Annotated in this window: 17 protein-coding genes and 1 pseudogene; 5 read left to right on the top strand and 13 right to left on the bottom strand. The window is 65.9% G+C overall.

Annotated elements, in window-relative coordinates; translation table 11 throughout:
• Nucleotides 1-275: 275 nt before the first annotated feature.
• The 3 genes from V8324_RS04870 to V8324_RS04860 are packed head-to-tail and all read right to left on the bottom strand — an operon-like array spanning nucleotide 276 to nucleotide 3,270.
• The gene (locus V8324_RS04870; protein ID WP_336418799.1) at nucleotides 276-1,418 is read right to left on the bottom strand and encodes a trans-sulfuration enzyme family protein; all 1,143 of its coding nucleotides are present in this window, start codon (nucleotides 1,416-1,418) and stop codon (nucleotides 276-278) included.
• Nucleotides 1,415-2,170: a maleate cis-trans isomerase family protein gene (locus tag V8324_RS04865; protein ID WP_336418798.1), complete on the bottom strand. Its 756-nt coding sequence runs from the start codon at nucleotides 2,168-2,170 to the stop codon at nucleotides 1,415-1,417. The genes V8324_RS04870 and V8324_RS04865 overlap by 4 nt, the downstream gene beginning before the upstream one ends.
• Entirely contained in the window at nucleotides 2,170-3,270 is a 1,101-nt protein-coding gene (locus tag V8324_RS04860; protein WP_336418797.1) for an anhydro-N-acetylmuramic acid kinase, read from the bottom strand. Before V8324_RS04860 ends, V8324_RS04865 begins: the two co-directional genes overlap by 1 nt.
• A 63-nt stretch (nucleotides 3,271-3,333) precedes the next feature.
• Between V8324_RS04860 and tyrS the strand changes: the two genes are divergently transcribed.
• Nucleotides 3,334-4,587 (top strand): tyrosine--tRNA ligase, encoded by a 1,254-nt coding sequence (gene tyrS, locus V8324_RS04855; RefSeq protein WP_336418796.1) that lies wholly within the window; start codon nucleotides 3,334-3,336, stop codon nucleotides 4,585-4,587.
• Between the two features lie 59 nt (nucleotides 4,588-4,646).
• Here tyrS and aroB read toward each other — a convergent pair whose 3' ends face one another.
• A complete protein-coding gene (gene aroB, locus V8324_RS04850; protein ID WP_336418795.1) occupies nucleotides 4,647-5,765 on the bottom strand; it encodes a 3-dehydroquinate synthase in 1,119 nt (372 codons plus the stop codon).
• Nucleotides 5,766-6,272, bottom strand: coding sequence for a shikimate kinase (locus V8324_RS04845; RefSeq protein WP_336418879.1), 507 nt, complete (start codon nucleotides 6,270-6,272; stop codon nucleotides 5,766-5,768). It abuts the gene before it with no gap.
• A gap of 161 nt (nucleotides 6,273-6,433) precedes the next feature.
• Between V8324_RS04845 and V8324_RS04840 the strand changes: the two genes are divergently transcribed.
• The 4 genes from V8324_RS04840 (at nucleotide 6,434) to V8324_RS04825 (ending at nucleotide 10,449) form a co-directional block, all read left to right on the top strand.
• The gene (locus V8324_RS04840; protein WP_336418794.1) at nucleotides 6,434-6,583 is read left to right on the top strand and encodes a hypothetical protein; all 150 of its coding nucleotides are present in this window, start codon (nucleotides 6,434-6,436) and stop codon (nucleotides 6,581-6,583) included.
• Nucleotides 6,570-8,102, top strand: coding sequence for a hypothetical protein (locus V8324_RS04835; RefSeq protein ID WP_336418793.1), 1,533 nt, complete (start codon nucleotides 6,570-6,572; stop codon nucleotides 8,100-8,102). The genes V8324_RS04840 and V8324_RS04835 overlap by 14 nt, the downstream gene beginning before the upstream one ends.
• Nucleotides 8,099-9,073 (top strand): site-specific tyrosine recombinase XerD, encoded by a 975-nt coding sequence (locus V8324_RS04830; protein ID WP_336418792.1) that lies wholly within the window; start codon nucleotides 8,099-8,101, stop codon nucleotides 9,071-9,073. Before V8324_RS04835 ends, V8324_RS04830 begins: the two co-directional genes overlap by 4 nt.
• Before the next feature lie 68 nt (nucleotides 9,074-9,141).
• Nucleotides 9,142-10,449 (top strand): HlyC/CorC family transporter, encoded by a 1,308-nt coding sequence (locus tag V8324_RS04825; RefSeq protein WP_336418791.1) that lies wholly within the window; start codon nucleotides 9,142-9,144, stop codon nucleotides 10,447-10,449.
• 32 nt (nucleotides 10,450-10,481) lie between these two features.
• Here V8324_RS04825 and V8324_RS04820 read toward each other — a convergent pair whose 3' ends face one another.
• The 8 genes and pseudogenes from V8324_RS04820 to V8324_RS04785 all read right to left on the bottom strand — a co-directional run.
• Nucleotides 10,482-12,758, bottom strand: a complete 2,277-nt coding sequence (locus tag V8324_RS04820) for a mechanosensitive ion channel domain-containing protein (RefSeq protein WP_336418790.1) — start codon at nucleotides 12,756-12,758, stop codon at nucleotides 10,482-10,484.
• Nucleotides 12,759-13,446: 688 nt separating this feature from the next.
• On the bottom strand, nucleotides 13,447-15,897 hold the full coding sequence (locus V8324_RS04815) for a DUF3772 domain-containing protein (RefSeq protein ID WP_336418789.1): 2,451 nt from the start codon (nucleotides 15,895-15,897) through the stop codon (nucleotides 13,447-13,449).
• Complete coding sequence (locus tag V8324_RS04810) at nucleotides 15,894-16,925, bottom strand: cysteine synthase A (RefSeq protein ID WP_336418788.1); 1,032 nt, start codon at nucleotides 16,923-16,925, stop codon at nucleotides 15,894-15,896. Before V8324_RS04810 ends, V8324_RS04815 begins: the two co-directional genes overlap by 4 nt.
• 77 nt (nucleotides 16,926-17,002) lie before the next feature.
• Entirely contained in the window at nucleotides 17,003-18,118 is a 1,116-nt protein-coding gene (locus tag V8324_RS04805) for an NUDIX domain-containing protein (protein ID WP_336418787.1), read from the bottom strand.
• Nucleotides 18,119-19,324 carry a cyclopropane-fatty-acyl-phospholipid synthase family protein gene (locus tag V8324_RS04800; RefSeq protein ID WP_336418786.1) on the bottom strand — a complete coding sequence of 402 codons (1,206 nt, stop codon included), beginning with the start codon at nucleotides 19,322-19,324 and terminating at the stop codon, nucleotides 18,119-18,121.
• Nucleotides 19,325-19,408: 84 nt separating this feature from the next.
• A complete protein-coding gene (locus V8324_RS04795; RefSeq protein ID WP_336418785.1) occupies nucleotides 19,409-20,830 on the bottom strand; it encodes a cryptochrome/photolyase family protein in 1,422 nt (473 codons plus the stop codon).
• Between the two features lie 48 nt (nucleotides 20,831-20,878).
• A complete protein-coding gene (locus V8324_RS04790) occupies nucleotides 20,879-22,099 on the bottom strand; it encodes an aminotransferase class V-fold PLP-dependent enzyme (protein ID WP_336418784.1) in 1,221 nt (406 codons plus the stop codon).
• A 399-nt stretch (nucleotides 22,100-22,498) separates the two neighbouring features.
• A pseudogene (locus V8324_RS04785) lies at nucleotides 22,499-23,145 on the bottom strand (transposase); the annotation flags it as partial.
• Nucleotides 23,146-23,208: the final 63 nt, after the last annotated feature.

Genomic DNA, 23,208 nt, shown 5'->3' with positions numbered 1-23,208 from the left:
TTGGCGGGGACGTGGTATGCGACACCCCCGGCGCGATACGCGCCGCGACGCGCCGCAGCGCCAGCGCATGTCCGCCCCGTCGCACCGGAGGTGCGCCAGGTTTTACCTGCACGCCTTCGGCGTGATGGACAGGCGATTTGGTGACGCTGGCGCATCGAGTTCGGCTATGACGGGGTGGCGGGAGTAAAGTGCGCTGAAAACCGGTCGGGTCGCCTGCCCGCGGACATGCGCTGGCGCTGCTCGTGCGACGGTTGGCAACAGGCCGGTCGCCGCCCCTACCCGTCCAGCGCCTGCCCCAGATCGGCGATCAGGTCGCCCGCATCCTCGATCCCGATCGACAGGCGCAGCAGCGTGTCGGGGATGCCGCTTTGCGGCTCGATGGTCTGGCGGTGCTCCACCAGGCTCTCGACCCCGCCCAGCGAGGTCGCCCGGTGGAACACGCGCAAGCGTCCCACCACGTCGAGCGCCCGCGCGCGGTCGCCCGTCACCAGCACGGACAGCAGGTAGCCGTAACCGCCGCACATCTGCCGCTTGGCGATCTCGTGCCCGTCATGCCCGGGCAGCCCGGGATAGAGCACCGCGGCGACGTCGTCGCGCCCGTCGAGGTACTCGGCCACCTTCTGCGCGTTCTGGCACATCCGCTCCAGCCGCAGCGGCAGGGTGCGCATCCCGCGCATCAGCAGCCACGCCTCGAACGGCCCCAGGATCGCGCCCGCATGATGCCGGTCGCGGGCGATCTCCTGCCACATCGGCTGGCCGGGGTCGCGGCAGGACAGCGCGCCCGCCAGCACGTCCGAATGCCCGTTGAGCGCCTTGGTCGCCGATTGCATCACCATGTCGGCCCCCAGCGCCAGCGCGCGGGTCAGCACCGGCGTCGCGGCGGTGCCGTCGACCACCAGCACCGCGCCGGCCTTGTGCGCCATGCCCGCGGCCGCGGCGATATCGGTGGTCTTCAGCCACGGGTTCGACGGCGTCTCGACCCAGACCATGTCGGCCGAGGACCGGCACGCCTCGGCAAGCGCCCCCGCATCCGCCGCGTCCACCTCGTCGAGCAGGATCGCCCGGCGCACGCAATAGGCGCGCACGAAGGCCGCGGTGCCGTGATAGATCCCCGATTGCAGCACCACCCGCGCCCCCGAGGGCAGCGCGCGGAACACCGCCGCCACCGCCGCCATCCCGGACGGGAACAGCAGGCTGGCCCCGGCGCCTTCAAGCTGCCGGATCACCTCCTCGGCCTGGCGCACGGTGTCGTTGTGGTCGCGGCCATAGGTGTTGTCCCCGCGCAGCAGCGCGTAATCCGGACCGCGCCCGTATGTCGTGGCCATCGAGATGCCGGGCACCACGCCGCCGGTGGCACTGTCCACGGCCCCCGCCGCCTGGGCCGCGATCGTCGCGGGCTTGCCGTCATTGTGGCTCATCGGGCTCCAACTCCAAGTGTTTCCAGATCGAACAGACGTCCCGGCCCCCAGCCGCGCGCCTCCACCTCCGCCAGCCGCAGCATGTCCCATAGCAGCGCCTGGTTCGAGCTGACCACCGGCACGCCCAGCGCGTCCTCGACCGGCTCGATCACGTTGAAGGTGCGCAGGTTGGTGCAGCTCGTGAAGATCGCCTCGACCCCCTTGGCGCGGCCGACCTCCAGCATCGCGGCATGGGTCGAGGCCTCGGCGATCCGCGCCACGGTCCAGTCCTCGTGCTGATCGAAACTGACGGCGCTGACCACCTCGATGCCATGTGCTGCCAGCGCGTCGCGCATCGGCGCGCTCACCTCCTTCACGTAGGGCGTCACCATCGCCACGCGGGCCGCCCCCAGCGCCCGCAGCGCCGCGATTACCCCGCTCAACGGATTGGTGACCGGCGTGCGCGGATGCACCTCCTGGATGCGTCGGCTCACCTCTTCGGGGCCGATGATCGCACTGGCCGAGGTGCAGCCGTACCCCACCACCGACAGATCCTTCGGCAGCAGCGCCGCGGTGCGCGTCATCTCTGGCGCCATGGCGCGCAGATCCTCGGGCGTCACGTCGGCGCGCGCCGGGATACGCGTGTGCAAAAGGTTCAGGTCGTGCCGCGCCAGCGTGCCGCGCACCTCCCATTCCAGCGTCTCGTCGGTCGACAGGACAACCAGCCCAAGCCGCTTGCCCTGCCCCGCACCCAGATCCAGATCGTAATTCATCACGCCTCCAGCGGACGGCTGACTATGCCGCCCGAAACCGGCCTGCGCACCCCGGTCGTGCCGGGGCAGGACGTGGGCAAACCGCGCGCCACGCGCACCGCCAGATGGGCAAAAGCTTGCGCTTCCAGCATGTCACCGTCAAGCCCCGCCACCTCGACCGGGTCCACCGGACAGGCGAGGCTCTCGGCCAGCATCCGCATCATCACCGGGTTGTGCCGCCCGCCGCCGGCGACCAGAAGCCGCGCGGGCGCCACCGGGCAGGCCTGAACCCCGCGCGCCACCGACGCGGCGGCGACCGCGGTCAGCGTGGCCACCGCATCCGCGTCCTCCAGATGCGCGACCTGCCCCTGCAACGCGGCGAACGCGTCGCGATCCAGCGATTTCGGCGGCGCGCGCCGAAACCACGCGCCCGCCAGCACCGCCTCCACGATGTCCCGCGCTACCGTGCCCGCCCCGGCCAGCGCGCCGTCGCGGTCGCATGGCTGGCCGGTCCGCGCCAGCACCGCATCGTCGATCGGCGCATTCGCGGGCCCGGTGTCGAAGGCCAGCAGCGCGCCCTCGTCCTCGGGGCGCGCGCAGCCGGGATCGACCCATGTCAGGTTGCCCACCCCGCCGAGGTTCAGGAATGCCAGCGGCGCATCGGCTTCTATCCAGCGCGCGCAGGCGAAATGAAAGAACGGCGCCAGCGGCGCCCCCTCGCCCCCCTGCGCGATATCGGCGCTGCGGAAATCCCAGACCACCGGCAAGTCCAGCGCCTGCGCCAGCCGCGTGCCGCGGCCCAGCTGATGGGTGCCGCGCCCGCGCGGGTCGTGCGCCAGCGTCTGGCCGTGAAAGCCGACGATCCCGGCGTCGTCGATGCCGCCCAGCACCTCCAGATGCGCGCGCTCGACCAGCGCCTCGGCCTCGTCGAGGTCCTCGCCCGGCCATTTGCCCAGAGCATCGGCCAACACCGCCCGCTCGCCCGGCAGATAGGCGCGATAGGCTGTCGGCCCGAACCCGAAGATCGTCTCGCCATCGGTCTCGACCATCGCCGCATCCACCCCGTCCAGCGAGGTCCCCGACATCGTCCCCAGTGCCCGCACAGGGCCCGGCTGCAACATGGCCTTTTCCTTTTCCCGCCAACTGCATATACATGCCGCGCAAATCAAGCCGGGACAAGCCTCATGACATACCACCCCAGATCCGAATTCATGTCCGTGATGATGGAACGCGGCTATCTTTCGGATTGCACGGATTACCAGGGGCTGGACGAGGCTCTCGGCAACGGCCCGGTCACCGCCTATATCGGCTATGACGCGACCGCGAAATCGCTGCATGTCGGGCACCTGCTGAACGTGATGATGCTGCGCTGGCTGCAGAAATGCGGGCACAAGCCGATCACCCTGATGGGCGGCGGCACCACCAAGGTCGGCGATCCCAGCTTTCGCGCCGACGAGCGCCCGCTGCTGACCAACGCCCAGATCGACGAGAACATCGCGGCCATGAAACGCGTCTTCGCGCGCTACCTCGCTTACGGCGACGGGCCGACGGACGCGCTGATGCTCGACAATGCCGAATGGCTCGACGGGCTGAACTACCTCGCATTCCTGCGCGACATCGGGCGGCATTTCTCGGTCAACCGGATGCTTTCGTTCGAGTCGGTGAAATCCCGGCTCGACCGCGACCAGTCGCTGTCGTTTCTCGAATTCAACTACATGATCCTGCAGGCCTACGACTTTCTGGAACTCAATCGCCGCCATGGCTGCACGTTGCAGATGGGCGGCTCCGACCAGTGGGGCAATATCGTGAACGGCATCGACCTGACGCGCCGGGTGATCGACACCCAGGTCTACGGGCTGACCTCGCCACTGCTGACCACCTCGGACGGGCGCAAGATGGGCAAGTCGGCGGGCGGCGCGATGTGGCTCGACCCCGAGATGCTGTCGCCCTACGAATTCTGGCAATTCTGGCGCAACACCACCGATGCCGATACCGGCCGCTTCCTGAAGCTCTACACCGAACTGCCGGTCGACGAGTGCGAGCGCCTCGGCGCGCTGCAGGGATCCGAGATCAACGAGGCCAAGATCATCCTCGCCAATGCGGTGACCACACTTCTGCACGGCTCCGACGCGGCCGAGGCCGCCGAGGCCACCGCCCGCGAGGTGTTCGAGAAGGGCGGCGTGGGCGACGACCTGCCCACCGTCACCGTCACCGGGACCGAACTCGCCGATGGCATCTCGATCGTGCAGCTGATCGTTCGGTCGGGTCTGGCAAAATCGGGCAAGGAGGCCAAGCGCCTGATCGCCGAGAACGGCGCGCGGCTCGACGACACCCCGCTGACCGATCCCGGGCTGATCATCGACGCCGGGTCACAGGGCGGCACGATCAAGCTGTCGGCAGGCCGGAAACGCCACGCGCTGGTGAAACTCGGCGACTGACGGCGCGCCGCGCGTGAATTGCGTACGCAACGCGCGTACGAAGTGTACATCCTGTACGCTCAGCCGCGCGCGGCCAGGGCGTCTGCCAGCACGGCGCGCACCGCATCGGGCGGCACGTCCGAGGTGATGAACGCCTCGCCGATCCCGCGCGCGAGGATGAAGCGCAGCTTGCCGTCCTGCACCTTCTTGTCCTGCGCCATCAGGCCGATCAGCCCGTCGACGTCCGGCAATTCTCCATAAATATTAACCAGCTCCGCCTTCATCTTCATGTCACGCAGATGCGCGCGCACGCGGGTCGGATCCTCTTGCGGGCACAGCCCAAGCCGCGCCGACAGATCGAAGGCCAGCGCGCAGCCGATCGCCACACCCTCGCCATGCAGCAGGCGCGACCCATCATAATGTGTCGCAGCCTCCAGCGCATGACAAAATGTATGACCAAGGTTCAGCAAGGCCCGATCCCCCTGCTCGGTCTCGTCGCGCATCACGATCTCGGCCTTCATCTCGACCGCGCGCTTCACGATGTGGTTGCGGGCGTCCATGTCCCCCGCTGCGGCACATGAGGCGTATTCCTCAAGCCATTGGAAATAATCATAATCCCCTAGCAGCCCGTATTTCACCACCTCGCCGTAACCGGCGAGGTAATCGCGCTCGGTCAGCGTATCCAGCACGGCGGTATCGGCCAGAACAAGGCTCGGCTGATGAAACGCCCCGATCAGGTTCTTGCCCTGCGGCGCATTGATCCCGGTCTTGCCGCCCACCGAACTGTCGACCTGCGCCAACAGACTGGTCGGCACCTGGACAAAGCGCACGCCGCGCCGCAGCACGGCGGCGGCAAAGCCCACGAGATCGCCGATCACGCCGCCCCCGAGGGCGATAACCACATCGTTTCGCTCGATTTTCTGCTCCAGAAGCCATTCGACTACGCGCTCGAAATGCGGCCAGGATTTGGTCGCTTCACCCGCTGGCAGCGCCATCGCGACGCGCGCGATTCCGCTGCGGTCCAGCCCCTCGCACAGCATGTCGAGATGCAGCTCCGCGACCGTCTCGTCGGTGACGATCGCCACCCGCGGCCGATGCAGAAGCGGCCCGATCAGGTCCCCGGCCCGGTCCAGCAGACCTGCGCCGATATGGATGTCATAGGCGCGGCCTTCCAGCCCGACATGAACGATTTCAGTCATTTAGCCCCCTTCCAGCACATCGCCGCGCGTCGCCAGCGCCGCCTGCACGCGCCCGGCCATGTCGTCGATCGAATACCGCGCATCCGCGCGCACGCTCAGATCCGCCAGCGCATAGATCGGCACCCGTGCATCGAAGATCTCGCGCAGCGTCTCGTATGGTTGAGCTGTGCGCAGCAAGGGTCTGGTAGACTTGCCTTTTACGCGAGACCACAGCAGATTCAGATCGGCATCCAGCCAGACCGAAACGCCCTTCGCGGAGATCGTCTCGCGATTGATCTCGGACAGGAACGCACCCCCGCCGGTCGACAGGATACCAACCGGGCCGTCAAGCAGGCGGTCGATCACCTCGCTTTCGCGGGCACGGAAGAAGCGCTCTCCATCCCTTTGAAAAATCTCGGCAATCGTCATGTTGGCGGCCTTCTCGATCTCGGCGTCGGAATCGAGGAACGGCACACTCAGCCGCGCCGCAAGCGCCTTGCCCACGGCCGTCTTGCCCGCGCCCATCATGCCGACCAGAACCACGGTCTTCTTAAGTTTCAACACACCCGAACGCGACACCTGCGGCGCTCCCCTGCCTTATTGCGAAGTTTTTCACTCAATGACGTGATCTTGCGCAAAAGGCCAGTTATAACTCGGCAAAGGGCCGTATCCCGCCGCCAGAGGTATCCATGTTTCGACTGATCAAATGGCTGTTAATACTCGCTATTCTGGGTTTCGCAGCCCTCGTCGTCTATGCCTATGTCGGGCCGTTCTTCGGGGCCGATTTCTCGCCCCCCCAGACCGAGATTCGCGACAGTGTCATACTTGAAACACAGTAGCGCCGCCTGTTTCGTCATGTTCTGGGCGGCCGCCGCCGCCGCGCAGGAACCGCTCTCGGCCATCGACTGGCTCGACGAGATCGAGACGGTCGCACTGCCCGCCCCGTATGGCAGCATCCCGTCGGAACCGCCGGCCGCCGATGCCATCACCCGGCCCGACGTCACCGTGACCCCGCTCGAGGCGCCGCGTGCCGACGCGGTCGGCCTGCTGACCGGCGCGACCACCGGCCTGCCCGCCACGCTTTGGCAGGCCAGCCCGACCCCGGCCCTGATCCGTCACCTGGAATCCCTGCCCGACATGCCCCTGCCCGCCGTGCAGGCGCTTTACTACACGCTTCTCCTGGCCGAGGCGGACGCGCCCGCCGACGCGGGACGGGCGGCGGGTTTCCTGTCGGCGCGGATCGAAACCTTGCGGCGCTTCGGTGCGGTCGAGCCGGCGCTTGCGCTCGTTGAACGTGCGGGTGGCGCGGTGCCACGGCTTTTCGATCAATGGCTCGAGCTGTCGCTGCTCAACGGGACCGAGGATCGCGCCTGCGAGGCACTTGCCAATAAACCAAGCCTGACCAAGAGCTTGAGCGCACGGATCTTCTGCACTGCAAGGACCGGTGACTGGAACACCGCGGTCCTGACCTATCACGGCGCGACGGCGCTCGGCGCGCTCGGAGAACCGGATGCGACCCTGCTTGCCCTGTTTCTTGATCCCGAGCTGATCGAGACGATCGACCCGCCACCACCGCGCGAGGACGTCACTGTCCTGCAATTCCGCCTCTTCGAGGCGGTCGGCGCCGCCCTGTCCACGCGCAACCTGCCGCGCGCCTTCGCCATGGCCGACCTGCGCGGCACCGCCGGGTGGAAGGCCGAGATCGAGGCCGCCGAACGGCTCGCCCGGACCGGGGCGCTGGCCAGCTCGCGGCTTCTGGGCCTTTACACGGCGCGCGAGCCCGCGGCGTCGGGCGGGGTCTGGGATCGCGCCGCCGCCGTGCAGGCACTGGACAGCGCCCTGACCGCGGACGCCCCCGACGCGGTCGCCGACGCCCTGCCCGCCATGTGGTCCGCCGCGCGAGAGATGCAGCTTGAAACCGTCATGGCCGATCTGTTCGCTGAGCGTTTGCTGCGCATGACGTTGCCCGACCGGGCCCGTGCGCTGGTCCTCGAGATCGCGCTGCTTTCGCCGCTTTACGAGACCGCAGCGCGAACCCTGGACCCCGCCACGCCGCGTCAGCGTTTCGCCGTCGGGCTGGCACAGGGCGCCCCTTCGGCCGACAAGGCGACAACCGCAACGGAAACGGCCATCGCCGACGGGTTTGCACGCACGGGTCCGGCCCCGGAACACCAGCCGCTGCTCGACGCGGACCGTCTGGGCGAAGCCATTCTGAATGCCGCAACGCAGCTCGATGCCCATGCCGAGGCGACACGGGACGGCCTCGGCGCCGCCCTTGCCACCCTGCGCGCGATCGGGCTGGAGGAAACGGCGCGCCGCGCGTCGCTCCAGATCACCTTGTTGGAGGACATGAGGTGAGCCGAGCCATCCATTGGATTTCCACGTTTCTCGAGGCACAATCGGCCGAAGTCGGCGCGGCGAACAACACGCTTTTGGCGTATGACCGCGATCTGCGGGACTTCGAAAGCTGGCTTTCGGCCAAAACCTGTGATGTCGAGACGGCGACGCGGCGCGATGTCGAAGCCTACCTCGTCGCCTGCGCGGCCCAGGGGCTTGCGCAGGCGACGCGTGCGCGCCGGCTCTCGGCGATCCGGCAGCTTTACCGCTTCGCCTTCGAGGAACGGCTGCGCACCGACAATCCCGCCATCGACATCATGGGCCCCGGCCGTGCGCAGCGGCTGCCGAAAACCCTCGGCGAGGACGAGGTCAACCGCCTGCTGGAGGCGGCCCCGAGGGTTGGGCGCACCACCGCCGACAGGTGCCGCAACGGCTGCCTCATGGCGCTGCTTTACGCGACCGGAATGCGGGTGAGCGAACTGGTCTCGCTGCCCGTCGCGGCGGCGCGGGGCGATCCCGAGATGCTGCTGGTGCGCGGCAAGGGGGGCAAGGAACGCATGGTCCCGCTGTCGCCGCCGGCGCGCGTGGCGCTCGGGGTCTGGCTGGCGCAGCGCGATGCCGGGCAGGATCTGGCGCGCGAGAAGGGGCAAGCGCCCTCTGCGTATCTCTTTCCCTCGACCGGCGCGGCCGGGCACCTGACGCGGCACAGGTTCTATCAACTCATCAAGACGATATCCCTCGAGGCCGGTGTCGATCCGGGACGGGTCACGCCGCACACTCTGCGGCATGCCTTCGCGACGCATCTTCTGGCGCACGGCGCCGATCTGCGGGTGATCCAGACGCTCCTTGGTCATGCCGATATCGCCACGACCGAGATCTATACCCATGTGCTCGACGCCCGCCTGACGGCGCTGGTGCAACAGCACCATCCGTTGGCAACCGCGGCTCGGCGGGAAACCCCTGCAAAACCGTCTTCGGAAGACAGCACCTGATCCGCACCGTCTTGAATGCGCGCCGCGCAATCGTCATAACCCGCCCATTCGAAAGAGGTTGACACGACATGGACGCGATTCCGGCCACCTTCGACCTGACCTTCTGGATCATCACGGTTTCGATCCTCGCACTGCTGGTCCTGTCGGGCTTCTTCTCGGGGAGCGAGACCGCACTGACCGCTGCATCACGCGGCAAGCTGCGGACGCAATCCGACAAGGGATCGAAGGGGGCGACGGTCGCGCTGAAGATCACCGAGGACAACGAACGCCTGATCGGGTCGGTTCTTTTGGGCAACAACCTTGTCAACATCCTGGCCGCGTCGCTTGCGACCGCGCTTTTCACGCGGCTTTTCGGCGAAAGCGGGGTCGCCCTGGCCACGCTGGTGATGACGATGCTGGTGCTCATCTTCGCCGAGGTGCTGCCCAAGACCTACGCGATCACCAATGCCGAGACCGCCGCTTCGTTCGTCGCGCCGGTGATCCGGATCGTCATCAAGGTTTTCGATCCGGTCGTCGCCGCGGTGCGCTGGTTCGTGCGGATGATCCTGCGCTGCGTCGGTGTCCAGACTGATCCCGACAGCCATATCCTTGCCGTGCGCGACGAGATCGCCGGCGCGCTTTTCCTGGGACAGTCGGAAGGCGTGGTCGAGAAGGAGGACCGCGACCGTGTGCTGGGCGCCCTGGATCTGGGGGAACGCGCGGTCGAGGAGATCATGCTCCACCGGTCGCAGATCGAGATGATCGACGCGGCGGCCGAGCCCGAGGAGATCCTCGATCAGTGTCTCAAGAGCAACCACACGCGGCTGCCAATCTATCGCGACGATCCCGACAACGTGATCGGCATCGTGCACGCCAAGGATCTGTTGCGGGCCATGCACGCGCTTGCCACCGGCGCCGAGGGCGGCGCGGCGGAGCTGCGCGAATTCGACGTGTGCAGCATCGCCCGAGAGCCGTATTTCGTGCCCGAGACGACAACGCTCGACGACCAGATGCGGCAATTCCTGCGGATGCGCAGCCATTTCGCGCTTGTCGTGGACGAATACGGCACGCTTGAGGGGCTGATCACGCTGGAGGATATCCTCGAGGAGATCGTCGGCGAGATCACCGACGAGTTCGATCCCGACGGCGAACACCCCATCCGCAAGGCCGAGGACAACCAGTTCCTCGTGGACGGGGCGATGACGATCCGCGATCTCAACCGCGCGACCGACTGGACCCTGCCGGACGAGGCGGCCAACACCGTGGCGGGTCTGGTGATCCACGAGGCGCAGATGATCCCGGCCGTGGACCAGGTGTTCATCTTCCACGGCTTCCGCTTCCAGGTGGTCGCCCGCAAGGACAATCGGATCACCAAGCTCAAGATCCGCAAGCTTTGAGGTGAGAGACCGGACAGCGGTCCGGTACGTCCTCATGCGGTCGCGGTCGGCTTCTCGATATCCACCTTGACGCTTTGCGTTTCGCCGGCCTTGGATTCGCCGAAATAGATCGTCTGGTGCGGAAACGGTATCTCGATGTTGCGCGCATCGAACACCTTCTTGAGCACGCCGTTATAGGCCCGGCCGATGCCCCATTGCCGTCCCGGGACGCATTTGATCCGGGCGCGCAGCATCACCGCGCTGTCACCGAAGCTGTTCACGCCGAACCACTCGATCTCGTCGAGAATGCCGTCGGCCTGTGCGGGATCGCCCTTCAGTTCCGCGAAGGCATCCAGCATCGCCTGTTTCGCCTCTTCAATATCCTCACGGTAGGCCACGCCCATGTCGCAGACGAAGTACCCGTAATCCCTCATGTAGTTCGACACCATGTCGACCGACGAGAAGGGGATGATGTGGAACACGCCCTGCAGGTCGCGCAGGCTGACAGAGCGGATCGTCAGTCTTTCCACCGTCCCGGTCACGCCGCCGACGGTGACGACGTCGCCCACGTTCATCGCATTCTCGAACTGGATGAAGATGCCGGTGATGATGTCCTGCACCATCTTTTGCGCGCCGAAACCGATGGCCAGGCCCAACACACCCGCAGAGGCCAGAAGCGGCCCGATGTCGAGCCCGATCTCGGACAGCACGAACATCAGCGTGATGACCACCAGCGCGATCGTCGCGGCATTGCGCAGAAGCGTCAGAAGCGTCTGTTCGCGCGCGGTCGCCACCTTGCCGAACTCGGGATTGAGGCGGTAATCCACCCACGATGTCAGCGCTAGCCAGATCCCGAACGACACCAGCAGAACCAGCGAGACCGACAGGATCATGCCGGTCAGCCGCAGACCGAACTGACTGACCATCCAAGCCCGCAGGTCGATCAGGCCGATGGCGTTGAGCGCCAGCAGCACGACCGCGAGGAAGATCACGCCGCGCAGGACGATCAGCACCTTGGGCACGAACGCGTTGAGGCGCCCCTGCAGCAAGGGCACGCGACCCGAGACGCCGGGGGGCAGGATCACGCCCTTGACCAGGGCGCGGCTGATGAAGCCCGACGCGGCAAAGCCGAGCAACCCGACGACCAGCACCTGTCCCGAAGCGAGGAAGGTCTGAAACATCGCATCCCCTGGTCGCAGCACGACGATGACGAACATCGCCAGCAGATAAGCCAGGGCGGGCCAGTGCCAGCGCCGCGCGAGGAATCCCAGCGTACCACGGGACCGACGACCCCGGTCCTGCGGCTCGGGTGCCGGGCCGTCCCGTGCCACCAGTGCCTCGTCGGTTTCTACCGATGGCGCACCGAGCAACCAGTCGGTGACCAGTTTGCGGTTGCTCAGCACAAGCCAGATCGCGAAGCCCAGCACGGCGACAGCGATCAGGACAGACACGGCAAGCCCGGCCGCCGAGGATATGTTGCTGTTGATGATGGGCACGATCAATAGCTGGCCATACCCCACGACCCCGACGATCAGGTTGATCCGCGACGCAAGATAGGACGCCGCGCGGTCTCCGATCGGCAAGGGCCGCAGCGATGTGGCCGATGGCGACAGCACAAGCCGCACCGCGACCTTGGCCATTTCCACCAGAAGGAAGGCATTGAGGTAGAGGGTCTGGCGGATGCCGATCTGTCCGAAGTCCCCGAGCGCGAGAACGGCGAGCGCATAGCCCGCGCCCCAGGCAAGGATGACGATGACCGCATCGATCAGGGCCGAGGCGACGAACAGCGTCGCCGTTCGCACCACGCCGCCCTCGCGCGCCGAGACGCTCATGTTCGCGTAAACCGACTTGCCGAACCATCGCAGGACGAGGAACACTGCAAGCGTGCCCGCGATCACCAGCGCCAGATCCCAGAGCGTATCGACAAGCACCCCGATCTCGCCGCCGCTGAGCCCTTCGAGCACCTCCGGGGCGCGCATCAGCTGATCCCAGAAGCGCGCACCAAAAGCCACGACGTCCTCCGCGGCCTGTTGCGTGAAGAGCGCGACCTGACGCACGAAGGACATGTCCTCGGCCGATGCGGTGTCGGCTGTCAGCGCATCGGGGATCACCTCGTCCGACGCCTCGGCGGGCGCGGAGTCGCGGGCGCGCAACCGCTCGATCAACTCGGTCCGCGCCGCGTCGTCCTCGATGACCTCGAGCAACAGATCGACGCTCGACGCCGGGCCGGGCGCGTCCGCGGAACTTCCGGCATTTTCCTGGGCCTGGGCCGTGCCGAGGGAGATGGAAAGAAAGACCAGAAGGCTCGCGACCGGTCGCAGAAACTGCATGTACCTCTGCCCTTTTCTCTTGGAGAACGACATCATTCCCGCCTTGTGTTCAGCACGTCCGGCGAACGGTCGAGCGCGTGGTCGCCAAAGTCCTAGTCCTAAAGGGGGTTTTAACGACGTCAAGCAACAATCACCGTACGGGATGCACCCCACGCGCCGCCACCCGACACGGTGACGGATTTCCGATGCAGGTCGCGGCGGAACGCTGCGCGATCGCGCGACTTCAAGCCGCGTTGGAAAACCTCCAAGGTGGCGGCCGCGCGGGTCCTGAAGCGGGCTACGGGGAAACTGCGTCGATGGTGTGGCGACGACTGCCTAAACGGTGCGATTGAAGTCGGCCGCGTCACCGAAATCGCTGCAAGGAGTGTGAGCGGTGCTGACAACACTCTGGGTTCCGGCGCGACTGTCGTGTCGTGCCAGAGCGAGACATGCAAATCCGGCTTGGACCGGGCCCGCTGGGCGCGGCCGATGCTGTTCTGTGATGGATGTTCGGCGATGGATCACCCGGTATGTGTAACATTTCAGATAGGCCAGCACGGCTTCGGGGCCGTAGAAGGCTGGTTTGGCGTCGTGTTCCAGACGTGCCTCCGGCACGATGTCGACGATCTCGAGGTAGCAGACCACGGCTGTGCGCGGTGACGCGCCGGCGCATCGGCACGGCAGTGATCTGCGAGAAAGAGCGGGAATTTTACCTTCCGCCCCCGTCCCCGCCACCATCAGCGTCCGCGTCCACGTCGAAATCGGCTTCGGTTTTCTGCGCGGGCATCTGGTTGCGCGCGCCCTGAACCGACGCCTTCGACCGATCTGCCATCTGACCGGTAGGCGCGGCCTCTTTGCGGATCCAGAGTTCCTGCTGCGGGAAGGGAATCTCGATACCTTCTTCGGCAAAGCGCCGGGCGATGTTGAAGTTCATCTCGGAATGCACGTCCATGATCCAGTTGACGTCGCGCAGGATCGCACGGATCTCGAAGTTGAACGTGCTGTCGCCAAAGCCCCGGAACAGGATGGTCGGCGGCGGGTTCATCAGCACGAGGGGATGGTCTTCGGCGATCTCACGCAGGATGGCCTCGACCTTGCGGGCATCACTGCCGTAAGCCACGCCCACGGGCACGATGACCCGGCCCACGGTATTGCCACGCGTGAAGTTGGTCACGGTGCCGCTGACGAAATCGGCATTCGGCACGATCACGTCGGTGCGGTCGAAGGTCTCGATCCGGGTGGAGCGCACCGAGATCGCCTTGACATAGCCGTGTTGCCCGCCGACCTCGATCCAGTCACCCTCGGAGATCGGGCGTTCGATCAGCAGGATGATACCGGCCACGAAGTTCGACACGATGTTCTGCAAACCGAAACCGATACCGACCGACAAGGCACCGGCGACGATGGCGAGCGAGCTGAGATCGATGCCCGCGCTGGTGATCGAGATCAGCACCGCGAGAAGGATCCCGACATAACCGACGCCCGACACGATCGCGTTGCGCCCCCCGGTGTCGAGCTTGGTCTTGGGCAGGATCGTGGTCCGGAGCGTCCCCTGTACGAGCCGCGTGATCAGCAGGCCAAGCGCGAAGACCACGGCGAGGGTCAGGAAGATCATTGGCGAGATCGTGGTGCCGCCGATGGTCACCCCCTCTATGATGCCGGTCCAGACCTGCCGAAGCTGGGCGGGACGCGCCCCCCAGATAAGCGCGAAGGCCGGCAGCGACAGCACCCCGAGGAAGAAGCTCGCGAAAACCGGCACCAGGGATTCTTCGGCGTTGGCGCGATTGCCGGTGAGCAGGACGTAAAGTTCGGACAGGAACCGCTGCACGATCATGATCGCTGCCAGCAGGATGATCGACAGCGCGGCGGGCAGCATGATCGCCGTGGCTGCGTTCATGTATCCGATGCCTGCAAGGATCGGGCCGAGTACCGCCAGCACGACCAGCAGACGCGACAACATGCCCGCGACCCGGTCGCTGACCTTGGAGTCGGTCTCGGGATCATCCTCGTGGGCGCGGCTGTGCTGTTTCAACAGGCTCGACAGCCGCCACAACAACAGCCCGCTCAGAACGATGAGCGGAAAGAGCACCACGTTGGTCGAAGGCTCGCCCCACCGCGCGCCTTCGGACACGGACCTTACAAGGTGGAGCCCGGCGACCACCAGACCCAGCGACGCACTGTAGAGCCGGCCCGAATAGCAGCACTGTTCATCGAGGTTGAATATCGGTGCGCGTCGTTCGTCGCGCGGGAACAGGCGCTGTCCCAGCCAGCGTGTCAGGAAAAAGATGAACGCGGCGGGCAGAAGATTGGTCAAGACAAGCTCGCCGGTCGATCCGGAGAGGCCGCTGATCCGCGCCGCCTGCACGATCGCGGCGAGACCGAGGAAGGGCAGCACCCATTCCCCGAGTGAAATCAGAAAAGAGGTGATCCAGCGTCCCGCGCTCGGTTCTTCCTTACGCAGCCTGCGCATCAACCGCACGGTCCAGATGCGGCCGCGCGTCAACAGCAACAGGCCCGGCAGCAACAGCCCGATCACGCCGGGCAGGTTGTCGATCAACACCTGGTGGCCCACCGGGCTTTTCCAGCTTTGAACCGCCTCGGCGCGGATACTGTCGAACAGGCTGTAAAGCGCGCTCACCGCCCGAGGCCAGGATTGCGGGTTCACCGGCGCCGGCCCGAGCCGCAAGAACTCTGCGGTCTGCCGCGCGCGGATTTCCTCATCGATCGCGGCGATCAGACCGTCGGCACGGCGCTGAGCAACCTCGGCGGTGCGCACCGGCGCTTCGAGCCGGGCAAGCCGCCTGTTCAGTTCCTCGCGCTGTGCGGCGATCTCGGAGGGTTCGCTGCCGTCTTCGGGCGGGGGCCCAAGTGCCTGAAGCTGATCTCGGACCGTGCGGATGGTCGCCGAATTGGTTCCCTGCGCGTCGATGAATTGCTGCCGCCACTCGACCAGTTGCCGCCGGAGGTCTTCGAGGATCGGCGTACTGACCTCGCCGCTTTCGAGGGCGCCTTCGACACGGGTCGTGAACGCTTCCCATGCCTCGTAATCCGGCCCGTCCATCGATTGCTGGGCCTGCGCGCCCGGCGTGACGATCACCGGGGCCACGATGCCAAGGCCAAGCGTCAGCGCAAGGCACAGAAGCGAAAGCAGTCGTATCATTCGGCGAAGACTCCGGGGATCGAACGTGGTGCCTGGTCCAGCCAACCGGGCGTCGGAAGCCCCTTTTCGCGCAGGAACTCGGGATTGAACAACTTGGACTGATACCGCGTGCCGTAGTCACACAAGATCGTTACTATCGTGTGACCGGGCCCCATTTCGCGCGCCATGCGCATCGCCCCGGCGACATTCACGCCCGTCGACGCCCCCATGCAAAGACCCTCATGTTCGAGCAGATCGAAAACGATCGGCAACGCCTCTTCATCCGGCACCTGACAGGCAAAATCCGGGGTGAAGCCCTCGAGATTGGCCGTGATCCGCACCTGCCCGATGCCTTCCGCGATGGAGGACCCCTCGCTCTCCAGCGCGCCGGTGGTGTAGTAGGAGTAAAGCTTGGCACCCATCGGATCGGCGAGGCCCATCTTCACGCCCTTGGGTTGCAGCGCCATGCCCACCCCGGCCAGCGTTCCGCCCGATCCGACGGCGCAGATGAAACCGTCGACCTGCCCGCCGGTCTGGTTCCAGATCTCGGGGCCGGTGGTCTCGACATGCGCCTGGCGGTTCGCGACATTGTCGAACTGGTTGGCCCATATGGCCCCGTGAGGTTCGGTTTTGGCAAGTTCTTGCGCCAGACGCTCTGAATAGCGCACGAAATTGTTCGGATTCGAGTACGGCGCGGCGGGCACCTGCACAAGGTCGGCGCCGGAAAGGCGCAGCATGTCCTTCTTTTCCTGGCTTTGGGTTTCGGGGATGACGATCACGGTCTTGAACCCGAGCGACGCGCCGACCATCGCAAGACCGATGCCGGTATTGCCGGCCGTGCCTTCCACGATGGTGCCCCCAGGTTCGAGATCGCCCCGGGAAATGGCGTCGCGGATGATGTAAAGCGCGGCGCGGTCCTTGACCGACTGTCCCGGGTTGAGGAATTCGCATTTCCCGAGGATCTCGCAGCCGGTTTCCTCGCTGGCGCGACGCAGCCTGAGCAACGGGGTGTTGCCGACAGCGGCGGCCAGATCCTGTGCGATGCGCATGTCCGTTGCTCCCCGTATGCGTGATGTCGCTCGGGTTTAGGACGTCATCCCGCGGAACTCAAGGCATCGCGCCGCTCTCATGTCATGGTGCGCAGACGCGCGCGTTCCCGTTGCAGCCAGATCAGTGCGAGGATCAGCGGGCCGTTATTGGCCTCTCCTGTCTGCAGCAGGTCCATCGCCCGGTCGAAGCCGATGACATGCGTGCGGATATCCTCGTTTTCCGTCGCAAGCCCGCCGGACCCCTGCGCGAGATCCGGCAGATCGCAGATCCCGAGGAAGAGGTGAAATACCTCTGTCGAATAGCCGGGCGTGCAGTAATGGCTGGAAATCCGCTCGAGGGCGCGAAGCTCCAGCCCGGCCTCCTCGCGGCATTCGCGAAAGGCGGTGTCCTCGGGTGCCTCGCCGGCGTCGATGCGGCCCGCGACGGGTTCCAGCATCCAGGGATGCGGGTCACCGCGCCCGTACGGACCCATGCGGAACTGTTCGACCAGAAGGAGGCGGTCATGCGCGGGATCATAGGGCAGCACGAGGGCCGCATCGGTGGCGACGAACACCTCGCGGCGCAAAAGCGGGCTTGAGTTACCGTCGAAATGCGGGTGACGCAGGCTGTAACAGCGGGTGCGGAAAAACCCCGCATGCGGTATCTCGACGCGCTCGGTTTCGACCGCGTCGGCCCGAAAGCTGCTGCGCAGATCGGTGGGCGCGCTGTCACGTGCCGCGACACGGGCCGCGGCGCGCGACAGGATCATGGCCTTTGTCGCGGCAAGCTCCGCGACAGGACGCTCCGCCATGTCGCCGACGATCTCGCGCACCGCCTCGTCGAGCGTCCTTTGCGAGGTCGTCGACCAGCGCTCCGGCAACCAGTTGCGTTCGCCGTGCGCGCCGGAAAATGCCCACGCCGCGAGATCGCGCGCGCCGCGATGCACGCGCACAGATTGCAAGGGCCCGAGGCGCAACGCCTCGGCGGTATAGATCAGGCGCTTGATCGCCTCGGGGTCCTCTATGATCCGGCCATGCACACCCGCACTGCCCTGCGCGAGCCCCGGCAGCGGGAACGCATCCGCAGGCGCGGACAGCCGGTGATCGGGCAGCAGCGCCTCCGCCGCGCGATCCGCCGCCGCACCGATCGCCACCTGCAGGAAACTGCGGGCCGCCATCGGCCCGTAGAGGAAAAGCGGGGCGACCGCCGGCATTCAGGCGGGCCTGGCTATGGTGATCTGCGTGACATCGCAACTGCCGCCCTTGAACGCCCCCGCGCAGGACGTGAGATAGAAATTCCACATCCGGCGAAACCGCTCGTCAAAGCCCATCTCGGCGATCTCGTCCCATCTCTGGTTGAAGGCTTCGTGCCAGCGGCGCAGGGTTTCGCTGTAGCTTTCGCCGAATTCGATGGACCGCGCCACCGTCAGCCCTGCGCGCTGGATCTCGTCGCGCAGGACGCTCGGGCTGGGCAGCATGCCTCCCGGAAAGATGTACTTCTGGATGAAATCGACGTCGTTGCGGTAGCTTTCCCAACGGCTGTCCTCGACCGTGATGATCTGCAGCGTCGCCTGCGCCCCGGGGCACAGACGGTCGCGTAGCGTGTTGAAGAACACCGGCCAGTATTTCTCGCCCACGGCCTCGAACATCTCGATGCTGGCGACGCCATCATAAGTGCCACGCTCGTCGCGGTAATCCTGCAGTTTCAGCGTCACACGGTCGGTCAGCCCGGCGCGGGCGATCCGCTCTTGGGCATATGTCAGCTGTTCCTCGCTGATCGTCAGACCGGTGACATGCAAGCCACGCGTGCCCGCGGCATATTCGGCGAAGCCACCCCAGCCGCAGCCGATCTCGAGCACGTGATCACCCGGCTTCACGCCCATCTGGTCGACCATGCTGCCGTATTTGGCGATCTGCGCCTGCTCCAGGCTGTTGCGCCCCTCGTTGAACAGCGCGCTGGAATAGGTCATCGTGTCATCCAGCCACAGACGGTAGAAATCGTTGCCCAGATCGTAGTGATAGCTGATGTTGCGCCGCGCCTGCGCCTTGGAATTGCGCTTGAACCAGAAGCGGATGCGCTCGTAAAGCTGCACGATCCTCTGGCCCGGGTAGCCGTTATAGATGCCGTCATCCTCGTTGAGCAGGTCCATGAAGGACTGCAGGTCGGGGGTGGACCAGTCGCCTTCCATGTATGCCTCGCAGAACCCCAGGTAGCCCTCGCGCACCAGCCGCGCGAAGACTTCGACATCGTGGATGCGAAGCTCTGCCACCGGGCCGGGCTGCGCTCCTTCGGCGCGGAACGTGCGGCCATCGGGCAAGATGATGTCGAGCCGCCCGGCACTGATCTGGCCGGCCACGGCAAAACATCGGGCGAAATAGCGCGGCAAGTCCTTCTGTCCGCGTGTCTGTGTCAGGATCATTCGATCATTCCCTTGTTTTTTCCCGGCATGGTCCACACCGCCTTGCGACGGCCGGACATGCGCGCGGGCGGCGTCGCCCTGCATTCAGAAGTCTCGCGTTTCATATGCGGCCAGCGCGCGCTTGCGCCCCTCTTGAAGGCCGACAACCGGATCGGGATAGGCATCGCGCGGCGACAGCCCCCATGCGTGCGGGATCGCGTCGAAATAGGACAGTGCCGTAGCGCTCGGGGCGTCCGTGCCTTCGGCGATCCAGCGATGGATGTAGTCGTGCCCCGGGTCGAATTTCCGGAGCTGCGTCTCGGGGTTGAAGATGCGGAAATAGGGTGTGGCATCCGGCCCGCAGCCCGCCGCCCATTGCCAGCCAAGCGCGTTCGACGCCGGATCCCAGTCGGTCAGGCAGTCGGTGAACCAGTCATGCCCGATCTTCCAATGCGTCATCAGGTGCTTGGTAAGATACGAGGCCACGATCATCCGGCCGCGATTGTGCATCCGGCCCGTAACGTACATCTCGCGCATCGCGGCATCGACGAAAGGCACGCCCGTCCGTCCCTGTTTCCACGCGACGACCTCGGGGCGCGCAGAGTCCTCGTTCCATGGGAAGGCATCCCATTCCTCGCGCCAGTTTCGGGTGGTGATGCGCGGCGTGTGATAGGTCAGGTGATAGGCGAATTCGCGCCAGACAAGCTCTTTCAGCCATGTTTCGGCGTCGTCCGCGCCGTCGTGCAGCGCGCGCAGCCCGGCATGCCAGCACCGGCGCACCGAGATCTCGCCATGGGTCAGGTTTTCAGAAAGGTTCGACGTACCGGCCGTCGCGGGAAGATCGCGGCCCGTGCCGTAGTCCCGGATCGCGCCGCCAACAAAGGCCTCGAGCCGCGCTTGTGCCGCGGTTTCGCCGACGCATTGATGGGGCCGGACCACATCTGCGCCACGATGCATGGCCGTGCCAAGCGCCCAATCCGCCAGATCGTCACTCGCGGGCCAAGCGTCAGGGGCCGGGATGCGCGGCGGTGCGGCCTCGGGTTCGGGCACCTCGCGATCCTTCACCGCGCGCCAGAGCGGGGTGTAGACCTTGTAGAAACCGCCCTGCTGCGTCTCGACGGTCCACGGCTCGAACAGAAGATGCGCGTTGTGGCTATGGGCCGTGATGCCGCGCTCTTTCAACGCCGCCTTGACCGCTCTGTCTCGCTCGATCGACTGCGGGTCGTAAAGCCGCGACCAGTGCACGCTCCGGGCGCCGGTCTCGGCGATCAGCTCCAGAAGCGTGGTCAGCGCATCGCCTTTGCGCAGGATCAGACGGCTGCCCTTCGACGCCAGCGTTTCCGACAGGTCCGCCAATGACAGGCCAAGCCGCCATGCCGGGGCGGCGCCAAGCCCGGCGACCCCCTCGTCGTGGATGAAGACCGGGATGGCAGGGCCGCCCTCCGCACAGGCAGCCCGCAACGCCGGGTGGTCGTCGAGCCGCAGGTCACGGCGCAACCACAAGATGGTCGGTGCGTTCTGTGTCATCCCCGGCCCTGATCCTTCAGATGCATGTACGTGGCTTCGAAGCGCCGATCATAGGACATCCTCCAGCGCCGTCAAAAGCGCGTCGACCTCGTCACGCGTCGTGTAATGCACGAAACTGAGGCGCAAAACGCCTTTGTCAACATCGACACCCATGGCCTTCAGCGGGCGCACTGCATAGAAATCGCCGCCCCCAGCCATGATGCCATGCTGCGCGAGATCCGCAGCGACCTCGGCACCCGGGCGGTCGAGGGCCACGGCGACGGTCGGCGCGCGGAGGGTTGCGTCCGACGGCCCGATGAGGCGGGCCGAATTGCGATCCGCGAAGAAGTCGAGCAGCGGCTGAAGCAACTCGGTTTCATGCGCGCGCATGAGGTCGTGCACGCCCTTGCTCCGCGCCCGCGCGTCACCGTCGATCCCGTGACGCCCTGCCAAGGCGTCGATGTAGTCGGCGATGCCCGCACTCGCCGCGATTTGCGCATGATCCGGCCCTGCCGGGGTGAACCGCTTGTAAAGCGTGTCGCCGTTGAACCAATGCGCCTGGTTGGGCAGCAGGTCACCCAGTTCGCGCCGGATCACCATGATGCCCTGGTGCGGGCCGTAGGTCTTGTAAGCCGAGAAAAGATAGATGTCGGGCCCCATGCGCCCCACCTCGGGCAGGCCGTGCGGCGCGTAGCTGACCCCGTCGACACAGACGAAGGCCCCGGCGGCATGGGCGAGCGCGGTGATCTCGACCACCGGGTTGATCGCGCCGACCACGTTCGAGCAATGCGGAAAGCAGACCAGCCGCACGCGCTCGTCCAGAAGGTGTTCGAGATCGACCGGATCAAGACAGCCGGTGTCGGGGTCGATCTTCCATTCGCGCAGCTCGAAACCCTCGTCGGCGAGGCGCCGCCAGGGCCCGGAATTGGCCTCGTGATCCTGGTTGGTGACGATGATCGCGTCGCCCGGTTCCATCCATTGCCGGAAGGCTTGCGCAAGAACATAGGTGTTCTGCGTGGTCGAAGGGCCAAAGCTCAACTCCTCCGTCGCGACCCCCATGATGGCCGCCAGGCGCGTGCGCGCCTCGTCCATCTCCGCGCCTGCCATCTGACTGGCCTCGTAGGGCGCGTAGGGCTGTACCTTGCGCTGCCGGTAGAACCGCTCCAGCCGGGCGATGACGGGTGCGCAGGTGAACGAGCCGCCGGCGTTCTCGAAGAATGCCCGGCCCGCGAGAGACGGCTCTGCAAAGGCCGGGAATTGCGCCCGCACGAAGTCATGATCGAGTGCCAAGATCGGTGTCTCCCGTGTTTTTGCCGTAGAGAACACCAAAGCCCCCCGGCGTGCAACACTGACGCATTCCGTCCGGTGGGAGCTTTGAGCATCCAGACCTGTCGCGTGATGCGCGGCAGGTCCTTGCTATTGTTTGATAAATTACCAAATCCACTATCGGGAAGACAGACCGATTTCCGAGACTTTTTTCTCCGCGGCATCATCCGCCCACAACGTTGTCGCATTACCGTCGCCTGAGTTCTGCAACAATGCCTTGTGACCGCCCCGCGACGGCATCGATGTGCCAAGGTGGGTCTGCGATGATCCACTAACAGGCCGCTGAAGAAGTCTGTTTGGATGGACGTTTTCCCGTCTGCCGTGGCCTGAAGACCGGTCATCCGCGGGTGCGGAACCGGGGCTCGCCCAGACCAGGTTGGGCCGGGTGACGGGCAGTTTCCGCAGCAGATAGGGGTAGATCTTGTGCCCGGGCGCCGGTTTCGAGGTGTTCGGCTCGCGATAGAGCGCCTCGATGCCCATGCGCTTCATCAGCGTGGCGACGTGCAGCCGCCCGACCTTGAAGCCGTCCTGCACCAGCAGACCCGGCAGCATGCGGCTGCCCGCGAATGGGAATTCCATATGCAGCTTGTCGATCCGGTGCATCAGCTTCAGATCGGCGTCGGGCACCGGGCGGGGCTTGTAGTAGACGCTGCCCCGGCTGATCCCCAGCACCTTGGCCTGGCGGACGACGCTCAGCCTTGCACTGGGATCGGTTCGCCCGTTCCCTCGGACCAGTGGCGTTCACGGGCTCACTTACTTGCGCTCGGCAACAGACCCGCCTTGCCGAGCGCGCCGGACAAAAAATCGNCGGTTCCGGCTCAGCTTTCACGCTGTCGCCGAACACCCCGGTCGCACCTTCGAGCAGCTGGTCGCGCCACTGCTTGATCTGGTTGGGATGAACGTCGAAATCCTGCGCCAGCTCGATCAGGGTCCTCTCGCCCTTGATCGCGGCAACCGCCACTTTCGCCTTGAATGCCGGGGCTGTGGTTCCGGCGCGGTCGTCTTGCCATGGTCTTCTCCTTGCTCGCAGCATCATGCCGCTGTTGCACGGAAAATCCACCTATCCCGGCTGT

The sequence above is a fragment of the Roseovarius sp. D22-M7 genome, assembly GCF_037083785.1.
Classification (GTDB): domain Bacteria; phylum Pseudomonadota; class Alphaproteobacteria; order Rhodobacterales; family Rhodobacteraceae; genus Roseovarius.
Note: the sequence above shows the minus strand (reverse complement) of the source record. Positions and strands in the feature narration are given on the sequence as shown.

Coding starts and splice junctions, on each gene's coding strand:
- V8324_RS04805 (WP_336418787.1), bottom strand. CDS start 18,118: ATGCCGGCGGTCGCCCCGCTTTTCCTCTACGGGCCGATGGCGGCCCGC.
- V8324_RS04825 (WP_336418791.1), top strand. CDS start 9,142: ATGGACGCGATTCCGGCCACCTTCGACCTGACCTTCTGGATCATCACG.
- tyrS (WP_336418796.1), top strand. CDS start 3,334: ATGACATACCACCCCAGATCCGAATTCATGTCCGTGATGATGGAACGC.
- V8324_RS04860 (WP_336418797.1), bottom strand. CDS start 3,270: ATGTTGCAGCCGGGCCCTGTGCGGGCACTGGGGACGATGTCGGGGACC.
- V8324_RS04810 (WP_336418788.1), bottom strand. CDS start 16,925: ATGCGCATCGCACAGGATCTGGCCGCCGCTGTCGGCAACACCCCGTTG.
- V8324_RS04820 (WP_336418790.1), bottom strand. CDS start 12,758: ATGCAGTTTCTGCGACCGGTCGCGAGCCTTCTGGTCTTTCTTTCCATC.
- V8324_RS04865 (WP_336418798.1), bottom strand. CDS start 2,170: ATGAATTACGATCTGGATCTGGGTGCGGGGCAGGGCAAGCGGCTTGGG.
- V8324_RS04815 (WP_336418789.1), bottom strand. CDS start 15,897: ATGATACGACTGCTTTCGCTTCTGTGCCTTGCGCTGACGCTTGGCCTT.
- V8324_RS04870 (WP_336418799.1), bottom strand. CDS start 1,418: ATGAGCCACAATGACGGCAAGCCCGCGACGATCGCGGCCCAGGCGGCG.
- V8324_RS04795 (WP_336418785.1), bottom strand. CDS start 20,830: ATGACACAGAACGCACCGACCATCTTGTGGTTGCGCCGTGACCTGCGG.
- aroB (WP_336418795.1), bottom strand. CDS start 5,765: ATGACTGAAATCGTTCATGTCGGGCTGGAAGGCCGCGCCTATGACATC.
- V8324_RS04840 (WP_336418794.1), top strand. CDS start 6,434: ATGTTTCGACTGATCAAATGGCTGTTAATACTCGCTATTCTGGGTTTC.
- V8324_RS04845 (WP_336418879.1), bottom strand. CDS start 6,272: ATGATGGGCGCGGGCAAGACGGCCGTGGGCAAGGCGCTTGCGGCGCGG.
- V8324_RS04800 (WP_336418786.1), bottom strand. CDS start 19,324: ATGATCCTGACACAGACACGCGGACAGAAGGACTTGCCGCGCTATTTC.